This window comes from Mycolicibacterium thermoresistibile (genome assembly GCF_900187065.1).
GTDB lineage: Bacteria > Actinomycetota > Actinomycetes > Mycobacteriales > Mycobacteriaceae > Mycobacterium > Mycobacterium thermoresistibile.
In genome coordinates this window covers 4,164,074-4,182,703 of record NZ_LT906483.1, presented here as the reverse complement: position 1 = coordinate 4,182,703, position 18,630 = coordinate 4,164,074, and the positions used below count along the sequence as shown (strand labels likewise).

The 18,630-nt window shown below is 66.5% G+C and carries 18 protein-coding genes; 14 read left to right on the top strand and 4 right to left on the bottom strand.

All coding sequences use genetic code 11. The features are described 5' to 3' along the window. Positions 1-37 precede the first annotated feature (37 nt). A complete protein-coding gene (locus CKW28_RS19735; RefSeq protein ID WP_003926257.1) occupies positions 38-508 on the bottom strand; it encodes a hemerythrin domain-containing protein in 471 nt (156 codons plus the stop codon). A gap of 96 nt (positions 509-604) precedes the next feature. On the opposite strand from CKW28_RS19735, the gene CKW28_RS19730 reads away from it, so the two are divergent. The 3 genes from CKW28_RS19730 to CKW28_RS19720 are packed head-to-tail and all read left to right on the top strand — an operon-like array spanning position 605 to position 3,536. After that, the gene (locus tag CKW28_RS19730) at positions 605-1,102 is read left to right on the top strand and encodes a glutathione peroxidase (RefSeq protein ID WP_003926256.1); all 498 of its coding nucleotides are present in this window, start codon (positions 605-607) and stop codon (positions 1,100-1,102) included. A gap of 50 nt (positions 1,103-1,152) precedes the next feature. After that, positions 1,153-1,857, top strand: coding sequence for a DUF2334 domain-containing protein (locus CKW28_RS19725; RefSeq protein WP_003926255.1), 705 nt, complete (start codon positions 1,153-1,155; stop codon positions 1,855-1,857). A 26-nt stretch (positions 1,858-1,883) separates the two neighbouring features. After that, a complete protein-coding gene (locus tag CKW28_RS19720) occupies positions 1,884-3,536 on the top strand; it encodes an FAD-binding dehydrogenase (RefSeq protein WP_003926254.1) in 1,653 nt (550 codons plus the stop codon). 6 nt (positions 3,537-3,542) lie between these two features. Here CKW28_RS19720 and CKW28_RS19715 read toward each other — a convergent pair whose 3' ends face one another. Beyond that, positions 3,543-4,196: an MBL fold metallo-hydrolase gene (locus tag CKW28_RS19715; RefSeq protein WP_040547162.1), complete on the bottom strand. Its 654-nt coding sequence runs from the start codon at positions 4,194-4,196 to the stop codon at positions 3,543-3,545. 38 nt (positions 4,197-4,234) lie between these two features. On the opposite strand from CKW28_RS19715, the gene CKW28_RS19710 reads away from it, so the two are divergent. The 7 genes from CKW28_RS19710 (at position 4,235) to CKW28_RS19685 (ending at position 9,738) form a co-directional block, all read left to right on the top strand. Then, entirely contained in the window at positions 4,235-4,894 is a 660-nt protein-coding gene (locus tag CKW28_RS19710) for an ATPase (RefSeq protein WP_234784969.1), read from the top strand. Between the two features lie 36 nt (positions 4,895-4,930). After that, positions 4,931-5,167 carry a phosphoribosylformylglycinamidine synthase subunit PurS gene (gene purS / locus CKW28_RS19705; RefSeq protein ID WP_003926251.1) on the top strand — a complete coding sequence of 79 codons (237 nt, stop codon included), beginning with the start codon at positions 4,931-4,933 and terminating at the stop codon, positions 5,165-5,167. Next, positions 5,167-5,844, top strand: a complete 678-nt coding sequence (purQ, locus tag CKW28_RS19700; protein ID WP_003926250.1) for a phosphoribosylformylglycinamidine synthase subunit PurQ — start codon at positions 5,167-5,169, stop codon at positions 5,842-5,844. Before purS ends, purQ begins: the two co-directional genes overlap by 1 nt. A gap of 191 nt (positions 5,845-6,035) precedes the next feature. Further along, positions 6,036-6,320: a type VII secretion target gene (locus tag CKW28_RS19695; protein WP_081475526.1), complete on the top strand. Its 285-nt coding sequence runs from the start codon at positions 6,036-6,038 to the stop codon at positions 6,318-6,320. 2 nt (positions 6,321-6,322) lie between these two features. Beyond that, positions 6,323-7,378 (top strand): WXG100 family type VII secretion target, encoded by a 1,056-nt coding sequence (locus tag CKW28_RS19690; protein ID WP_157997576.1) that lies wholly within the window; start codon positions 6,323-6,325, stop codon positions 7,376-7,378. A 357-nt stretch (positions 7,379-7,735) separates the two neighbouring features. Continuing rightward, positions 7,736-8,398, top strand: coding sequence for a hypothetical protein (locus CKW28_RS23675; protein WP_131588051.1), 663 nt, complete (start codon positions 7,736-7,738; stop codon positions 8,396-8,398). A gap of 41 nt (positions 8,399-8,439) precedes the next feature. Continuing rightward, positions 8,440-9,738, top strand: a complete 1,299-nt coding sequence (locus tag CKW28_RS19685) for a 9-bladed beta-propeller domain-containing protein (protein WP_234784963.1) — start codon at positions 8,440-8,442, stop codon at positions 9,736-9,738. Between the two features lie 29 nt (positions 9,739-9,767). On the opposite strand, the gene CKW28_RS19680 is transcribed toward CKW28_RS19685, so the two are convergent. Together CKW28_RS19680 and CKW28_RS19675 are read right to left on the bottom strand one after the other, a co-directional pair. Beyond that, positions 9,768-10,571, bottom strand: coding sequence for a family 1 encapsulin nanocompartment shell protein (locus CKW28_RS19680; RefSeq protein WP_003926247.1), 804 nt, complete (start codon positions 10,569-10,571; stop codon positions 9,768-9,770). After that, the gene (locus CKW28_RS19675; RefSeq protein WP_003926246.1) at positions 10,571-11,620 is read right to left on the bottom strand and encodes a Dyp-type peroxidase; all 1,050 of its coding nucleotides are present in this window, start codon (positions 11,618-11,620) and stop codon (positions 10,571-10,573) included. Before CKW28_RS19675 ends, CKW28_RS19680 begins: the two co-directional genes overlap by 1 nt. 42 nt (positions 11,621-11,662) lie before the next feature. Between CKW28_RS19675 and CKW28_RS19670 the strand changes: the two genes are divergently transcribed. The 4 genes from CKW28_RS19670 to purL all read left to right on the top strand — a co-directional run bounded on the left by CKW28_RS19670 (position 11,663) and on the right by purL (position 18,611). Beyond that, entirely contained in the window at positions 11,663-12,922 is a 1,260-nt protein-coding gene (locus CKW28_RS19670; protein WP_003926245.1) for a M18 family aminopeptidase, read from the top strand. A 14-nt stretch (positions 12,923-12,936) separates the two neighbouring features. Continuing rightward, positions 12,937-13,281, top strand: coding sequence for a VOC family protein (locus CKW28_RS19665; protein WP_003926244.1), 345 nt, complete (start codon positions 12,937-12,939; stop codon positions 13,279-13,281). 318 nt (positions 13,282-13,599) lie between these two features. After that, positions 13,600-16,053: an alpha/beta hydrolase family protein gene (locus CKW28_RS24235; protein WP_234784962.1), complete on the top strand. Its 2,454-nt coding sequence runs from the start codon at positions 13,600-13,602 to the stop codon at positions 16,051-16,053. 227 nt (positions 16,054-16,280) lie between these two features. Then, positions 16,281-18,611, top strand: a complete 2,331-nt coding sequence (purL, locus tag CKW28_RS19655; protein WP_003926242.1) for a phosphoribosylformylglycinamidine synthase subunit PurL — start codon at positions 16,281-16,283, stop codon at positions 18,609-18,611. The last annotated feature ends 19 nt before the right edge of the window (positions 18,612-18,630 follow it).

The following is an 18,630-nucleotide window of genomic DNA, read 5'->3' as shown; positions in this document are numbered from 1 at the left end:
GGGGTCACGTCACGGTCCTGGTAGAGCCGGCGGCGGGTCAGGCCACCGCGTGTCCGCAGACCCAGCCCGGTGGCATCTGCCCGTCCGCGAGGAACTGGGCCATCTCGGCCTCCAGCGGCTCCGGCAGTTCCGCGTCGGCGTGGGTGTAGATGACCGGCTCCTCTTTGCCGTTGTGCTGATCGAGCTGTTCCAGCAGGTTCCGGCAGGTCTTGCGGATCACGTCGGGATCGGCGTCGGCGGCGATCAGGTCGGTCAGCTCGTCCATCGTCCGCCACAGCGCGCCGTGCTCCCGCAGCATCACGAACACCGGCATCGCCATGCCGCCCGCCCGGATCGGCGGGAAGAGCAGGGTCTCCTCCAGGTAGATGTGCCGGCGCAGGGTCTGCAGTGCCGCGTGCAGCGATTCCGGTCTGGCGGTACCGGCGTCGAGCCCCGACATGAAGGCCTCGATGCCGGCGTCGATGGCGCGGTGCTCCCGGGTCAGCAGGGCGGACAACGGCTCGGCCACGACGACTCCTTTTTCACTAGTCGAGATTGTGAAAAATATAAGGCACCGGCGCCCGGCCCACCAGTGCCGGGCACGAAACCCGGTAACCTGCCCGCCATGACCGATACGCCGCTCACCGCGATCCCGCTGACCACGCTCGACGGACAGGCCACCACACTGGCCGACCTGGCCGAGGGGGCCGCGCTGATCGTCAACGTCGCCTCCAAGTGCGGGCTCACCCCGCAGTACCGCGCTCTGGAGGAACTGGCGCAGCGCTACGGCCCGCGGGGGCTGACCGTGGTCGGCGTGCCGTGCAATCAGTTCATGAACCAGGAGCCGGGCACCCCCGAGGAGATCCGCACCTTCTGCTCGACCACCTACGGGGTCACATTTCCCCTGCTGGCCAAGACCGACGTCAACGGGCCCGACCGGCACCCGCTGTACGCGGAGTTGACCAAGACGGCCGACGCCGACGGGCAGGCCGGAGACGTGCAGTGGAACTTCGAGAAATTCCTGATCGCCCCGGACGGCGCCGTGGTCAACCGGTTCCGGCCACGCACCGAACCCGACGCCCCCGAGGTGATCGCCGCGATCGAAGCCGTGCTGCCGCGTTGAGGACACCTTCAGGCCACCATCCGGTTACCTGAGCTCGCCACACTGGCGGCGTGGCTGGACAACTGATCGTCTCGGTCGCGCAGCTGAGCCGGCGGACGCTGGCCGACGCCGCGGAGTTCTGCGCCGAGATGGATGCCCGGAATGTCCCGGTGTCGCTGCTGGTGGCACCCCGCCTCAAGGGCGGCTACCGGCTCGACCATGACCCGGAGACCGTCGAGTGGCTGACGGCCCGGCGGGAGCGCGGGGATGCGATCGTGCTGAACGGATTCGACGAGGCCGCCACCAAGCGGCGGCGCAGCGAGTTCGCGGTTCTGCGGGCACACGAGGCCAACCTGCGCCTGATGGGCGCCGACCGGGTGCTCGAGCACCTGGGGCTGCGCACCCGGCTGTTCGCCGCACCCGGCTGGATCGTCTCCGAGGGCACCAAAATGGCGCTGCCGCGCAACGGCTTTCGCCTGCTGGTCGGTTTGACCGGGGTCACCGACCTGGTGCGCAAGACCACGCTGCGGGGCCGGGTGCTCGGTATCGGGTCGGGTTTCCTGGCTGAACCGTGGTGGTGCCGCACGGTGGTGCTGTCGGCCGAGCGCACCGCGCGCCGCGGCGGGATCCTGCGGCTGGCGGTGTCCGCTCGGCAGCTGCGCCGGACCGGCCCGCGGCAGGCCATGCTGGACGCCGTCGACCTGGCCCTGATGCACCGCAGCACACCCACGGTGTACCGCTGGCTGCCCGACCCGGTCCTGACCGACGCCGCCTGAGCGTCCGGACCGCTAACGTTGCGGTCATGGCAGACGCTGATGTCATCGTGGTGGGCGCCGGGTTGGCCGGCCTCGTCGCCGCCTGCGAGTTGGTCGACCGCGGCCGCCGGGTGCTGATCGTCGACCAGGAGAACGCCGCCAACCTCGGCGGGCAGGCCTACTGGTCCTTCGGCGGACTGTTCTTCGTCGACAGCCCCGAACAACGACGGCTGGGCATCCGGGACAGCTACGAACTGGCGTGGCAGGACTGGCTGGGCACCGCCGGCTTCGACCGGCCGGAGGACTACTGGCCCCGCAAGTGGGCCGAGGCCTACGTCAACTTCGCCACCTACGAGAAACGCACCTGGCTGCGGGCCCGCGGCCTGCAGACCTTCCCGGTGGTCGGCTGGGCCGAGCGGGGCGGCTACGACGCACGCGGACACGGCAATTCGGTGCCCCGGTTCCACATCACCTGGGGCACCGGACCGGCGATCGTCGACATCTTCGCCCGGCGTCTGCACGCCGCCGCGGAACGGTCCCAGGTGCGGTTCGCATTCCGCCACCGGGTCGACGAACTGATCGTCGAAGACGGGGTCGTCGTCGGAGTGCGCGGGTCGGTCCTGGAACCGTCTCAGGCGCCGCGCGGATTCGCGTCGTCGCGGAAAGTGGTCGGCGATTTCGAGTTCCGCGACGCCGCGGTGATCGTGGCCAGCGGCGGCATCGGCGGCAACCACGACCTGGTGCGGCAGAACTGGCCGCCGCGGATGGGCCGGGTGCCCGAGCAGATGCTCAGCGGGGTGCCCGCCTACGTCGACGGCCGGATGATGGAGATCGCCGAGGAGGCCGGCGCCAACGTCATCAACAGCGACCGGATGTGGCACTACACCGAAGGCATCACCAACTACGACCCGATCTGGCCGCTGCACGGCATCCGGATCCTGCCCGGCCCGTCGTCGCTGTGGCTCGACGCCCACGGCAAACGGCTACCGGCACCGCTGTATCCGGGGTTCGACACCCTCGGCACGCTCGAATACATCACCCAGACCGGGCAGGACTACACCTGGTTCATCCTCAACGCCCGGATCATCGCCAAGGAGTTCGCGCTGTCGGGGCAGGAACAGAACCCCGACCTCACCGGCCGCAGCGTCCGCGACGTGCTGGCGCGGATCCGCCCGGGCGCACCAGAACCGGTGCAGGCATTCGTCGACCGGGGCGCCGACTTCGTCAGCGCGAACTCGCTGCAGGGGCTGGTGGCCGCCATGAACGAGCTGCCCGACGTGCTGCCGTTGGACTATGCGACGGTGGCGGCCGAGGTGGCCGCCCGGGATCGCGAGGTGGTCAACAAGTTCACCAAGGACACCCAGGTGATGGCGATCCGCGCTGCCCGCGGCTACCTCGGCGACCGGGTGTCGCGGGTGGTGGCCCCACACCGGCTGACCGATTCGAAGGCCGGGCCGCTGATCGCGGTCAAACTGCACATCCTGACCCGAAAGACGCTGGGCGGGTTGGAGACCGACCTGGACTCACGGGTGTTGCGCGGTGACGGCGAGGTGTTCGACGGGCTCTACGCGGCGGGGGAGGCGGCCGGCTTCGGCGGCGGCGGCGTGCACGGCTACCGCTCGCTGGAGGGCACCTTCCTGGGCGGCTGCATCTTCTCCGGGCGCGCCGCCGGCCGCGCCGCCGCCCGCGACACCGCCTGACCCCGGTCAGAACTGGGTGGCGTTCTCCTCTTTGAGCACCTGGAAGTCGGTGTCGGTCATCTCCTGCAGCCGGCTGTAGAAGATGCCGCGGGCGCTGGGATCGATGATCGCCTGATGGATCGGCACTGCTCGGTTCGGCGCCACCGCACGCAGATAATCCACCGCCTCGGAGATCTTCAGCCACGGCGCGGCAGCCGGCGTCGCGAGCACGTCGACCGGCTCACCGGGGGTGAACAGCGCGTCACCCGGGTGCATCAGCCGGGCCGGATGCTCACCGTCGCCGATCAGATACGAGATGTTGTCGATCACCGGCAGTTCCGGGTGGATCACCGCGTGCCGCCCGCCGGCGCCGCGCACCGTCAGATGGCCGATGGTGAATTCGTCCCCGACGTGCACCGGCTGCCACGGCTCGCCCAGTTGGGCGGCGGTCTGCGGATCGGCGTACAGCTTGGCCTGCGGATTGGCCTCCAGCAGCGCCGGCAGCCGCTCGGTGTCCGCGTGGTCCGGATGCTGATGGGTGATCAGGATCGCCGACAAACCGGTGATGCCCTCGAACCCGTGAGAGAAGATGCCGGGATCGAAGAGCACCGAGGTGTCCGTCCCCGATTCGGACCGAAAGCTGGCAAGTAAGCACGAATGGCCGAAATGGGTCAGTTGCATGCCTAACATTGTGCGCCCAAGGGGGTGGCGCCGTGCGGATGCTGATCGGACTGCTCAGCGTGTGCGGTCTGCTCGTCCTGCCGGTTGCGGCCGGCACGGCGGGGGCCGACGCCGGCGACTGCCCGCCGTACTGCGACCGCATCCCGGATTCCGCGTGGATCAGGCCGTCGGCGATCCCGTTGCACGACCAGTACCGGTGGCCCGAACCGGCCTCGCTGGCCACCGCGACCGCGGCGCCGATGCGGTTCGAGGAATCGTGCGCCGTCCCCGTCGCCGGTGACGACCCCCGCGACCACGCCGTCGCGGCGCGCGCCGTCGTCACCCAACCGCCCGGTGACTGGCAGCTGCAGGTGCAGGTGTGGCATTGGCGCGGCGAGACCTGGCGCACCGGCGAGACGGCGTTCGGGGTACTGCGCACAGCGGTGGAGGCGGTGCGAAACTGTCAGCACACCGCCCCGGGCAGCTCGGCGACGATCACCTCCGACCTCGGTACCGGGATGGCCGCGGTGATCAGCCTGCCCGGTCCGCAGGTGCTGCGTCAGTACCTGCTGGCCGACCCGCGCAACGGCACGGTGGCCGAGCTGGCGCTGTGGGCTTCATCACCTCCGCGGGTGTCCTGGTCTGCCCCGCCGGACCTGCAAGTGCTGGCTGCGCTGGCCCGGCCGTTGTGCACCGCCTACATCGACTCGTGCCTTTGAGACGGGGCGGGCGTTTGCGCCGGTAGAGTGGCTGCCGTGGCGAAGGTGGTGGTACACGTGATGCCCAAGGCCGAGATCCTCGACCCGCAGGGGCGGGCGATCCTCGGCGCACTCGGGCGGCTGGGCGTGACAGGTGTGTCGGACGTGCGGCAGGGCAAGAGGTTCGAACTCGAGGTGGACGACAGCGTCGACGACGCCACCATCGCCGAGATCGCCGAATCGCTGCTCGCCAACACCGTGATCGAGGACTGGTCGGTCAGCAGGGAGCCGTGATGAGCGCACGAATCGGAGTGATCACCTTTCCGGGCACGCTCGACGACGTCGACGCGGCTCGCGCGGTGCGGCTGGCCGGTGCCGAGCCCGTCACCCTGTGGCACGGCGACGCCGATCTGAAGGGTGTGGACGCCGTGATCGTGCCGGGCGGCTTCTCCTACGGCGACTACCTGCGGGCCGGGGCGATCGCCAAGTTCGCGCCGGTGATGGGTGAGGTCATCGAACAGGCCGGCCGGGGTCTGCCGGTGCTCGGCATCTGCAACGGCTTCCAGGTGTTGTGTGAAGCCGGGCTGCTGCCGGGGGCGCTGACCCGCAACATCGGCCTGCACTTCATCTGCCGCGACGTGTGGCTGGAGGTGGCGTCCAACTCCACCGCCTGGACCACCCGCTACGACGTCGGCGCTGACCTGCTGATCCCGCTGAAGTCCGGCGAGGGGCGGTATGTGGCGCCCGAGTCGGTGCTCGACGAACTCGAAGGCGAGGGCCGGGTGGTGTTCCGCTACCGGGAGAACCTCAACGGTTCCCAACGCGACATCGCCGGGATCAGTTCGGCCAACGGGCGGGTCGTCGGGCTGATGCCCCACCCCGAACACGCCACCGAAGCATTGACCGGGCCGTCCGACGACGGGCTGGGGATGTTCCTCTCGGTGCTGGACTCGGTGCTCACCGCCGCCTGAGTTCGCCGTCTCGCCTGCCGAACGTGAACTTGGTGGTCAAATTTTCGCGATTCTTCGCAAACAAGTTCACGTTCGACAGCGGAGTTGTTGAAATTGGTGCGCAGAGCTATGTGTGCCGGATGTTAGCCTCCCAGGCGAAGGTTTGTGTGCTGGGGTAGCACCGCCCAGCGTGTATGTGCTGAGGGGACTGCATGTTAGTTGATCCTGAACTGCTACGAGCCTTTGCCAAGCAAGTAGATGATGCCGCAGCCGTCATCGCAGGAATCGATGTTGACGGTGCTGCGACGGCAGCAGCAGATGGTATTGGCGGATCGCTTACGCAGTGGGCTGCCCACCAAGTCGGGCCCCACCTCGGGGCGGCCGCAAAGGATATCGCCGATGACGTCCTTGCTATGGCTACAGCTGTGCGTGGCGCAGGGGACACGTACGAAGTTCAAGACCACATATTGTCCGACTCCTTCGACGGACTCTTCTAGCCGTGTTGCCATCCCGAACGCGTTTACAGAGTTGGAATCCCGAGTCACTACTGTCGGCCGCATCGACGATTGACGCGGCTGGCGACACGATCTACCAATCCGTGAGTAGGCTTGACGACCGGATCGACGCAATGCCCGAGTCGCGCACGTGGAAGGGGGCGGCTCACGACGCAGCGACGGAGATGTTCCGGCGGGCGACGAAGAGGTCATCGTCATTCAAAACGTATGCTGAGGCGTTCGCCGGCGCATTGAGAAGTGGATCCTCCGCTATCGGCAAGGCGCGGACGGAACTTTTAGCCAGAGCCGATGACATCGATGCCGGTCCTTTGAGGGTCACGGACCAATGGGTCGTGATGATTGACCCTGCAGAGATGTCAGAGGAAGAGGCCGCCCAGCTACAGAAGCAAGCTTCGGAAATGCAAACAGAGATAAATGAGCTGCTGCTGGCGGTCGGCGAAGCCGATGATTGGACCGCACTGCAACTCACTGCGGCCGCGGCGGGCAAAGGGGCGGCATTCGCAAACCTCGCCTATTCGGCGCCGAGCATTGTGGAACCGGCTCCCCGTGATGAGGTGCCGGACCCCTCAACAGAAGACGGCAAGCTGTTTCAGGAAATTGCGCGGGCTCAGGACATGGCGACGACCATACGAGAAGTTAGCGAGACGACCGACCGGTACGGAAACGCTGTGACCACGTTCCACATGGTCGATGGCAGCGAGCATATCCGTACCGACTGGATCGATCAGGGGCTTCCCAGTCAACAGATTCACCCAGCAGGAACTATCCAAATCCTCCACGTCGACAAGAACAAAAATTGGATATCGGACACAACGTCAATGCCCCGAGAGGACGGGGGGAATCTCACCACGGTGTCGTGGGCCGATGGGACAACAATCGCTATCTCACAGAACCCCGACGGAACGCGTACTGGTAGCTGTACGACGAAGACCGATTACGCGATACTCCCAGACTCTTTTTCCACGACTCAGTTCCGAACTTGGCAAGTGCCGCGCTCTCCGGACTGGAGGTCCAGGCCGGGAAAGGGATCAATGGTTTGAGTGCACCCGCACTCGATGGCCTCAAAGCGGGCGCCAAATTCGGTGGACCGGCGATGGGCGTAGCCCACACGGTCTTCAGCACCTTCTCGGCGGACACCGTATACGAGAGGTGCGTCGCCCTATGGTCAGGCGGCGTATCAACCGTGGGTGGCGTAGCCACGACTATTGCGGTCGGAGCCATACCGGACGTCGGTCCGATCGCAGCCATGGGTGCTAATACCGTCGGGGGCTTCGCTTTTGGCTACGTCGGGAAGTTGGTCGGTAACGTGATGTGCGGGCCCTGATATGGTCGGTTTCGCCACTGCCGTTCTGTGTACTATTTTCGCTCCATTTGGGGCATTCTGCCTCGTTTGGAGTATGATTTTTCTCCTGCGTAGCGACTATCTTTCCGCGGTGGTCGCAACTGGGGCCGCATCGTTTTCGTTAGGGCTGGTCGCGATGCTGGTGCTTGTCGTGTTAGGTCGAGTGACGCCACGCATTTCAAACGATGACGCTGGTGCGACCATCCGCCCCGATATGAGAGTCGACTGTCTCCTTCTGATTGCCACGACTGGGGCATTCGTAGCAATGGCGTGCTACGCGATCTCCGCACCCCAAGGCTGGCTCAGTATCCCCGTAGCTCACAGAGACGATCGTTACTACGTACTGGTATGCGCCATTGGAGTCGTGGTCGGCGTATTCAGCTTGCGGCAAATACTCAAGGCGCGAGGTACGAGCTATATCCGGTTGACTTTAGATGGAATCGAGACCGCAACCACGACGTCGACGGTGCGGCAATCCTGGGATGACGTGATATCTGTGGCGGACAAACCGCAGAACGGAAATCGTCCCACGGGTGCAACCTACATCACGACCGTGGATGGGCGGACTCGGACGCTTCCATCCAACTGGTACACGCCGGGCGGTCGTGCGCTGCGCAAGCTGATCCGGTTCTATTGGCGTAATCCCGCGCGGCGCGGGGAACTAGTCGACGCCCGAATAGTGCAACGTCTTCAAATCGAAGCGCCCGGTGCTGTGTGACGACGGAAAGCATGTCACCGCAACGAGTCGGAAGAAGACTGTTGGCTGTCATCGCGGTCCTGGTGTTAACTGGCTGTAGCGGTGGTACGACCGCAGATCAACCGGAAGCCATGGCGCCGTCTCCCGAGTTGCCGCCGCAAGTGTTACTTTCGGATTCGATGCGGCGTGAGCCGGTGCCAGGGTGGACAATCACAAGTAACGACCTCAACTTTCCGCCGGGTACGGTGATGCGGCCGGTGAGAAACATCGGCGACAGAGGCATATTTCTAGGGATCACCGACGAGGGTTGGTGGCTGTTCGGGCTCAACGTCAGCAATGGGCAGCGGACTTTCGGGCCGATACGACTTGGGTCTGCCGAGGAAGCGACAGATTTCGATTGCTATGTCAACGGTCCGCCCATGGTTCTGTGCGTTCGTCAGGGTGCAGATCAGGGTGCTAGATCGACAGCGTGGATAGTCGACACAGTCTCGGGAGAAATTGCTTTCGAGGGCCTGAGCGACCTGCGGGTGTATTCACAAGACCAACCCCAGTTGGAGCAGATCGGTGATTACGTCGTCGCGCGGGTTGCGGGAAGCGGCATGTACGGCGTGGGGGAACGTGCGGAACTGACGTGGTTCGTGCCAGGCGGCGGTGTATTGCCGGCCTACTTTGAGACGTGGGCGCGTGACTCGTCGCCCTCGAACCTTGCGGTTCAAAGCAGTGGTGGTGTTGCCGATGTAGTGTTCTCGGTCGCTGACGGCTCTATTGTGGCGCCGTCGCTGCCGAAGGACGTTGAACTTGAACGTGCCGTCGTCTATCCCGGTGGATTTGGATACGAATACTCGCTGGCAGATGACTTTTCGACGACCCGCGTGGCGTTCTTCGACGACAAGGGTACGCAGCTGAGTGAGCCGGTCCCGGATGGAAGAATCGAAGATGGGTCTCTCGACCTTCCCATGGTCTCTACGGCCACGAGCCGGCTGGTCTTTACTATCGACGGTCGCCAATTACTGCAGCTACCGGCTTCTGTCGCGGCATCCGAGGCTCGCCGGATCGGGGGGAGATTCTTCGTGACGACTACCTCGGATGAGCAAAAGTGGCAGCAGTTCGACTTGGGAACCGGTACAACTGGAAAGACTTGCGAAGGCGATAGCCTCGGTTCCTATTACATCGCCTCCGACGGTGACGTGGCTATCGCACTCGGGGGCGCGCCGGCGCACGCCATTGACCTTGCAACCTGCGAAACGCTATGGGCGTTGGCGCGTTCAGGACCTACTGAAGCCAAAGAGGTTTGGAAGGTCCACACCACGTTGATTCAACGCACCAATGACCGACTCTTCTCGTTGGTGCCTCCTGCGTAGTCGTTGCGTTCGCTACGCTCGCGCGACAGCTAGCTGGGGGTCAGTGCGACCGACGCCTCGGACGTGTAGCACAGGAACGTCATCGTCTCCTCGATGTAGAGCTGCACGGTGTCCGCATCGTGGGACAGATATCCGATCGACACATCGGTGCCCAGCAGTAACTCGAAATCGCCTCCGCGGGTGGACAAGACGAAGGCCCCGTCGATGGCCGGCGCCCAGATGATGTCGCCGCCGCCGATCAGCCGGTTGAGGTGTTCGCGGATCGGATAGCCGTGCTCGGTGGTCTCGCTGACCTTCGTGTACGCGTCCGCCGACAGCAGCACCGAGTACGGGCCGCCGACACCGGACAGCCGCAACTCCGAAAGCGCCTGGGCCAGCACGTCGGCGAAGTCGCGCGGATCATCGGGTAGCGCCAGCGCAGGGTTGGAGCTGCACGCTCGGATGCCCTCGATGTCGGCGGCGGCATATCCCTCGAAGATCGCGCGGTCCTCGGACCAGGCGAGCTTTTGGGCGGCCTCCTTGACCGGATCCCAGTCGGAGTCCTGCGCGCCGCGTTCGACGTCGTCGATCGCCTCACGGGTCACCGTGAACGGAACCCGAAGCCGCACCAGCGGTCTGCTGTCGCGCAGGTCGGCGATCACCCCGTCCGACGGCGGGCTGACCCGGTTGAGGTGGCCGGTGCTGACCGCCGCGGTGGTCGGACCGCTCGGCCCGCTGACATCGACAACCCGCCGGCCGGCGATGTGCCGCTTGAAGGTGCGGCTGGCCTCCAGCTCGATCTCGGCCCACGCGACGTCGGTGACCGGGGCAAGCTCGCGGTACAGGTTGTTCATCACGGGATTCCTTTCAGACTTCCGATGCCGAGCGAGCCATCGTGGATTTCGCCATCGTGGGTTTGGGAGGTGTCGCCGGTCTCGGCCACATCCTGCGCCGCGGCGGCGGGCGTGTGCGGGAGCGGCGGCGGATCGTTGAGGAAATCGACGGTCGGGGCGAAGAACAGCCCACCGGTGACGGCGGTGGAGAAATCGAGGATGCGGTCGGTGTTGCCCGGCGGATCGCCGAGGAACATGTTGCGTAGCATCTGCTCGGTCACCGACGGGGTGCGCGAATACCCGATGAAGTAGGTGCCGTACTCGCCCTTGCCGACCTCGCCGAACGGCATGTTGTGCCGCACGATCTGCAACTCGTTGCCGTCCTCGTCCTCGATGACGTTCAGCGCGATGTGGGAGTTGGTGGGCTTCACATCGTCGTCGAGTTCGATGTCGTCGAGTTTGGTGCGGCCGATCACCCGTTGCTGCTCGTCGACCGACAACGCCTCCCAGGCCGCGATGTCGTGCACGTACTTCTGGATGTGCACATAGCAGCCGCCCTCGAAGTCGGGGTCCTCGTCGCCGATGCGGGTGGCGCTGCGTGCTTCCGGTCCGTCCGGATTCTCGGTGCCGTCGACGAACCCGAGCAGGTCACGGTTGTCGAAGAACCGGAACCCGTGCACCTCGTCCACCACGGTGATGGCGCCGTCCATCGCCTTGACGATGCGTCCGGCCAACTCGAAGCAGACGTCCAAGGCCTCGGCGCGGATGTGGAACAGCAGATCCCCCGGGGTGGCCGGAGCCTTGTGCCGTGGCCCCTCCAGCTCGATGAACGGATGCAGTTCCGCCGGGCGGGGCCCGGAGAACAACTGGTCCCAGGCGTCCGACCCGATCGAGGTCACCATCGACAACCGCTTCGTCGGATCGCGAAAGCCGATTGCCCGCACCATGCCCGAGAGTTCCGGCAGCACGTCGTGAACCCTCGCCGCACCGCCCTTGTCGATCGTCGCCACCAGAAAGATCGCCGCCGGTGTGAGCGGTTCCAGTATCGGCTGCGGCAGGACCTCGGCCATGATCTTGACCTTAGCGTCCGGCCGTCGGCGATGATGGTTGATATGTCCGCAAGTGCCGAAGGTCTCTGTGAGTTCATCGACGCGTCGCCGTCGCCCTACCACGTCTGCGCGACCGTGGCGGACCGGCTCCGCGCCGCGGGCTTCGTCGAGCTGCTCGAACGCGACCCCTGGCCCGGCGCCGCGGGCGACTACTTCACGGTGCGCGCCGGCTCGCTGATCGCATGGCGCACCACCGCGGACACCGGCGCCGGCTTCCGGATCGTCGGCGCCCACACCGACAGCCCGAACCTGCGGGTGAAGGAACATCCGGACCGGTTCGTGGCCGGCTGGCGCGTCGTCGCGCTGCAGCCGTACGGCGGCGTGTGGCTGAACTCCTGGCTCGACCGCGACCTCGGGCTGTCCGGACGACTGTCGGTGCGCAGCGGCAGCGGTCTGGAACACCGGCTGATCCGCATCGACGAGCCGGTGCTGCGGGTGCCGCAACTGGCCATCCACCTCGCCGAGGACCGCAAATCGGTCACGCTCAACCCGCAACAGCACGTCAACGCGGTCTGGGGGGTGGCGGACCGCGACCGTGCCTTCCTCGACCATGTGGCCGACCACGCCGGTGTCGCCGCCGCCGATGTGCTGGGGTTCGACCTGATGACCCACGATCTGGCGCCGTCCCAGCTGATCGGTTCGGATCGGGATCTGATCAGCGCCCCGCGGCTGGACAACCAGGCCAGCTGCTACGCCGGGTTGGAGGCGCTTCTTTCCGTCGAACCCGGTGACCATCTGCCGGTGCTGGCGCTGTTCGATCACGAGGAGGTCGGATCCACCTCCGACGCCGGCGCCCAGTCCGAGCTGCTGTTGACCGTGCTGGAACGCATCACCCTGGCGGCCGGCGGCACCCGCGAGGACTTCCTGCGCCGCCTGCCGGGCTCGATGGTCGCCTCCGGCGACATGGCCCACGCCACCCACCCGAACTACCCCGACCGGCACGAACCCGGCCACCTCATCGAGGTGAACGGCGGGCCCGTGCTCAAGGTGCAGCCGAACCTGCGCTACGCCACCGACGGACGCACCGCCGCGGCGTTCGCACTGGCCTGCCAGCAGGCCGGGGTGCCGCTGCAGCGCTATGAGCACCGGGCGGATCTGCCGTGCGGGTCGACGATCGGCCCGATGACCTCGGCCCGCACCGGCATCCCCACCGTCGATGTGGGAGCCCCGCAGTTGGCGATGCATTCGGCACGAGAGCTGATGGGCGCCGCGGATGTGACCTCCTACTCCGCGGCGTTACGGGCGTTTCTGTCGCCGGCCTGAAATACGCTGCCCGCATGGCATCGCTTCGGATCGAGAACGTCACGTTCGACTGTGTCGACCCGGCGCCGCTTGCGCGGTGGTGGGCCGAACAGACCGGCGGTGAGGTGCACGCGCTGATGCCCGGCGAGTTTCTCGTCGTGGACTGTGGGGAGGGTCCGCGGCTGGCGTTCCAGCGCGTGCCCGATCCGACGCCGGGAAAGAACCGGATCCATCTGGACTTTCACACCGATGACCCGGAAGGCGCCGTCGCGCGTCTGACCGCCGCCGGTGCGTCGGAGGTCGCGCGGCACGCCATCGAGGATTTCCGGTGGATCGTGCTGACCGACCCGGACGGCAACGCGTTCTGCATATCCGGCTGACCTGTCCGAAGCGCGGGACGAGCTCTCACCGGCCGGGATTTGTGCCGGCGGAGTCATGAAATTTACTACGCTGCAATAAATTGCGAAAACGCCGGCGATCAGCACCCCGGGGACGCGATTCAGTTGCATAGGCAAACAACCAAATTGATCTTGATAACGCCGACGCAGATCTTGAACATGCAGCTAGGCAACGTAATTGCGAACGAAATAGTTGTAAACAGAACGACCGCCCAGGTTACTCCCAGGTACGCGGGCTAAAACCAGGACGATCTAGTTGGCTCTCTTCCGGTAACTGAAAGGTGCTGGAAGGGAAGGGCATTGACAAAGCAGGGGGATGAGGCCGCGCGCACCGTCATGACGAGAGCGGCGGTCGCGGGTGGGGCGGCAGCGACGGCGATCGCTGTGGCGCTCGGGTTGTCGGCGCCGTCGGCGGGGGCGCTCGCCGCATCCGCGAGGGAGGCCGCTGCGACCGAGCGCAGCATCGAGTTGGTCAACGGCTTGGCTCAACTCAGCGGCCTTCTCGCTGGTGGCGATGAGTTACCCGCAGTACTGCCAAGGGAACTCAGCGGGCTTCTCGAGGACTTCTCCAGCCTCGATCCCAGCCGAGCCCTGTCGTTGATCGACAGCGGGGATGTCGCCGACCTCATCGGCGGCATCGACTTCGGCGCCCTGTTCCGGGCGCTCGGGCTGAACCCGCCGGGTCTCGGGGATCTGCTTGAACTCCCGCTCGATGTCCCCGGGGTCAATGTCGTCACGACGGGCCCTCCGTTCGGAGCGCTCGGAATTCTCGGCCTGAATCCGTTCTGGGTACCGGTTTTTCCGAGTGCGATCGCGGAGCAGGTCAACGGGACACCGTATCTGCCGCTGGATCTGGGTGTTTCGCTACCCAGTCCGGTTACACTTCTGCTCACCGCAGCGTTGGCTCAGAGTCCCTACAATCTGGGCATACGGTCGCTTCGTGCAGCCAATTCGCTGTGCGATCAGGTGGATTGCGGTCCCGACTCGTTCCCTATCGGCCTCCCGAATCTGCGAGTGCCCATCGTGCTCGGGTTCGGCCTCGGCTCCCTCACTGCCGGCATGGCGTGGGACCGGGTGGTGGCGGATCTGTCGGACCAGCCGGGAGGCACCGCCGAAGGCGCTGAAGAGGGTCGCAGCCTGACCATCCTCACCATGATTCTGCTCCGCAACCCGGGGCGTGCCGACGGCGGTATCGCCGCCCGCTTCGCACCGATCTTTCGCATCTTCGGAATCAACACGGTGACACCGGAGTTCGAGGTTTTCCAAGACTTGGGCGCCAGGCTCGTGCCGAACAAGGTCGACGCCACGGTGGAATACGATCCGCTGTCGGACTTCGCTGCGTGGCCGAATCCGTTCACCCTCGCAAACAACAAAGCGGCACTGCTCTTTCCGACCTATATCCTGCGTGGCTCGGAAGCCGGGCTACCCGAAATGATCGCCCAGATTCTCGGCGCGGCACTGCCCGGGATCGCGGGCAATGTCGCTTACGGCTTCGTCGGGTCTATCCCGAGCGATCTCGAGATCGCCGGCGTCGATGTGCTGAACGTGCCATGCGGCGCGTTTGGATGTGTACTATCTCCCGCCTTCTCCGTACCCGACGTTGGTCCGTTCGAACTGGACGTGCGCGGAGACTTGCTCGGTTTGTTGGGCTCTGTCGTGGAAGGTGCGCTGGGCATGGAGATTCCGGATGACTACTTCGCCACCAACACCTACCTCACCATCGAGCAGAACGCGCTGCCGCTCCTGGAGCCCTTGCGGTATCCGGCCGACATCGCCAATCTCTTCACCGGCGGGGCGTTCGGGTTCACCAACCCGTTCGCCGACGCGATCGAACCGGCGCTGAAGCTTCTGGTCAACCTGGGCTACACCAATGTCACCCAGGACATCACCGACCCGCTGGACCCGTACCCGCGGGACTTCTCCGGCAACTTCGGCGGCGAGTACGCGCCGTTCCTCAGTGTCCCGGAGAACATCGACTGGACTCGCGTGCCCGAGGACCTCTTCACCGCGCTGGCGGCCGGCGTCGAAAGCGCCTTCTTCGACGGAGGCATTCCCGGTGTCAGGGGCCCGGCGGCGGGACCGAACCCCCTGCAGCTGCTCGCCGGCCTGCTCGGAGTGGGCGACCTCGGCGGGCTGCTCGACGGCATCCCGGGTCTGGGCGACTTCCTCGACGATGTCCTGGAGGGTGTCGACGTCGATGACGTCGTCACCCTCACCGACCGGACAAGCCAGAGCTTCACGCCGCCGGCCGACCGGGCCGCACCGCAGCCCGAGTCCACCGCCTCCGGCACCCCGGCCGCCGCATTGCCGTTCGGCGAACGTCAGCGTGCCACCGGCACGCAACTGACGTTGTCCACCCCGCCGGAGCAGGGCGAACCGCCCGCCGGCGGTGACGCGGGCGACGAGAACGCCAAGGGCGCAGGCGAGCCGCCCGCCCCCGAACCGCAGGCGAACGCCCCGGAGAAAACCGCCGAGGAGAAACTCGACACCGCCGAGGCTGAACCGATCCCGTCCGACGCCCGGGTCGGCAACGGTCGCACGCCCGGGAAACGACCCGTGACCAAGCCGGACACGCCAGTGGCCCGCCAGTTCGGCAAGGCGGTCCAGAACGCCGGTGAGCGGCTGACCCGGGCCGGGCAGCGGATGACCGCGGCCTTCACCGGTCTGGACAAGAAACCGCAGCCCAGGAAGCCGGCGCCCGCCGCGACCGGAGAGACCGGTACCGGGAAGCCGACGAGCGAGGACGCCGGCTAGGACAGGCCCCCGGCAGCACGGAGCCCCCTGCCCGCGCGACGGGCAGGGGGCTCCGCTGGGCGCGTTCTCGAGACGCTGCGCGGTGAACCAGATCAGGTTGTAGTTCCTGCCCTTCGCGCGCATCGCTGTGGTGCCGGTCACTGTCCACCCGCCCGCCGCCCTCCGGCGACCTACGGCCATCCGCTGCGCGGCGGGACTGTTCTGGCTGAACGAATACACTGGCTGCCGTGACGTCGGAGCTCATTGGCGAGGTTGACACCGTCGAACGCGCAGCCCAAACGCCGGATCAACCGCAGCCCTATCGCGAACTCGGCCTCAAGGACGACGAATACGAGCGCGTCCGCGAAATCCTCGGCCGGCGGCCCACCGACGCGGAACTCGCGATGTACTCGGTGATGTGGAGCGAGCACTGCTCCTACAAGTCGTCGAAGGTCCATCTGCGCTACTTCGGCGAGACCACCACCGAGGAGATGAAGGCCGTGATGCTCGCCGGGATCGGCGAGAACGCCGGAGTGGTGGACATCGGCGACGGCTGGGCGGCGACGTTCAAGGTCGAATCGCACAACTCGCCGAGCTACATCGAGCCCTACCAGGGCGCCGCCACCGGCGTCGGTGGAATCGTCCGCGACATTCTCGCCATGGGCGCCCGCCCGGTCGCGGTGATGGACCAGCTGCGGTTCGGCCCGGTCGACGCCCCCGACACCCGTCGCGTCTTCGACGGCGTGGTGCGCGGCATCAGCGGCTACGGTAACTCGCTGGGACTGCCCAACATCGGCGGCGAAACCGTGTTCGACGCCTCATACGCGGGTAATCCGCTGGTCAACGCCCTGTGTGTGGGGGTGCTGCGCAAGGAGGACCTGCACCTGGCGTTCGCGTCGGGCACCGGCAACAAGATCATCCTGTTCGGCGCCCGCACCGGCCTGGACGGGATCGGCGGGGTGTCGGTGCTGGCCTCGGAGACCTTCGAGGACAGCGCGGCCGCCGCCGGCAAGGGGGCGAGCCGCAAGAAGCTGCCCAGTGTCCAGGTCGGTGACCCGTTCCTGGAGAAGGTGCTCATCGAGTGCTGCCTGGAGCTGTACGCCAACGACCTGGTGGTCGGCATCCAGGACCTCGGCGGAGCCGGTTTGGCCTGCGCCACCTCCGAATTGGCCTCCGCCGGTGACGGCGGCATGTGGGTCGAGCTGGACCGGGTGCCGCTGCGGACACCGAACATGACGCCCGCGGAGATCCTGTCCAGCGAATCCCAGGAACGCATGTGCGCGGTGGTGAAACCGGAGAACGTGGAGGCGTTCCTCGCGGTGTGCCGCAAGTGGGAGGTGCCCGCCACCGTCATCGGTGAGGTCACCGACGGCGACCGGCTGGTGATCACCTACCAGGGGCAGACCGTGGTCGACGTGCCGCCGCGCACGGTCGCTGACGAAGGCCCCGTCTACCAACGTCCCTACGCCCGGCCGGAAAGCCAGGACGCGCTCAACGCCGACACCTCGGCGAAGCTGCCCCGCCCGCAGACCGGCGACGAACTCCGCGAGACCCTGCTCAAGCTGCTCGGCAGCCCGCACCTGTGCAGCCGGGCCTTCATCACCGAACAGTACGACCGCTACGTCCGCGGCAACACCGTGCTGGCCGAGAACGCCGATGCCGGCATGATCCGCGTCGACGAGACCACCGGGCGCGGGATCGCGATCTCCACCGACGCGTCCGGTCGCTACACCGCCCTGGACCCCTACACCGGGGCGCAGCTGGCGCTGGCCGAGGCCTACCGCAACGTGTCGGTCACCGGAGCCACCCCGCTCGCGGTGACCAACTGCCTCAACTTCGGCTCCCCGGAGGACCCGGACGTGATGTGGCAGTTCGCCGAGGCCGTCCGCGGGCTGGCCGACGGCTGTGCGGCGCTGGGCATCCCGGTCACCGGCGGCAACGTCAGCTTCTACAACCAGACCGGATCCACCCCGATCCTGCCCACCCCGGTCGTCGGGGTGCTCGGCGTCATCGACGATGTGCACCGCCGCATCCCCACCGGATTCGGCGCCGAACCCGGCGAGACGCTGTGGCTGCTCGGCGACACCCACGACGAGTTCGACGGCTCCATCTGGGCCCAGGTCACCGCCGACCACCTCGGTGGACGGCCGCCGCGGGTCGACTTCGCCCGCGAGAAACTGCTCTCCGAGGTGCTCGTCGCCGCCTCCCGGGACGGGCTGGTGTCGGCGGCCCACGACCTCAGCGAGGGCGGGCTGATCCAGGCCGTCGTCGAATCCGCGCTGGCCGGCGAGACCGGTTGCCGTCTGGTGATCCCCGAGGAGTTCGCGGACGGCACCGGCCCGTTCATCTTCCTGTTCTCCGAGTCCGCCGGACGGGCGCTGGTCGCGGTGCCCCGCACCGAGGAGAGCCGGTTCCGTTCGATGTGTGAGGCCCGGCAGCTGCCGGCCACCCGCATCGGGGTGGTCGACCCCGGTCCGGAGGGCGAACCATCCACCGTCGAGGTGCAGGGACTGTTCACGGTCACACTGGAGGAGCTGCGGAGTACGTCGGAAAGCGTGCTGCCCAGGTATTTCGGGTGACCGTCACCGCCGAGGCGGT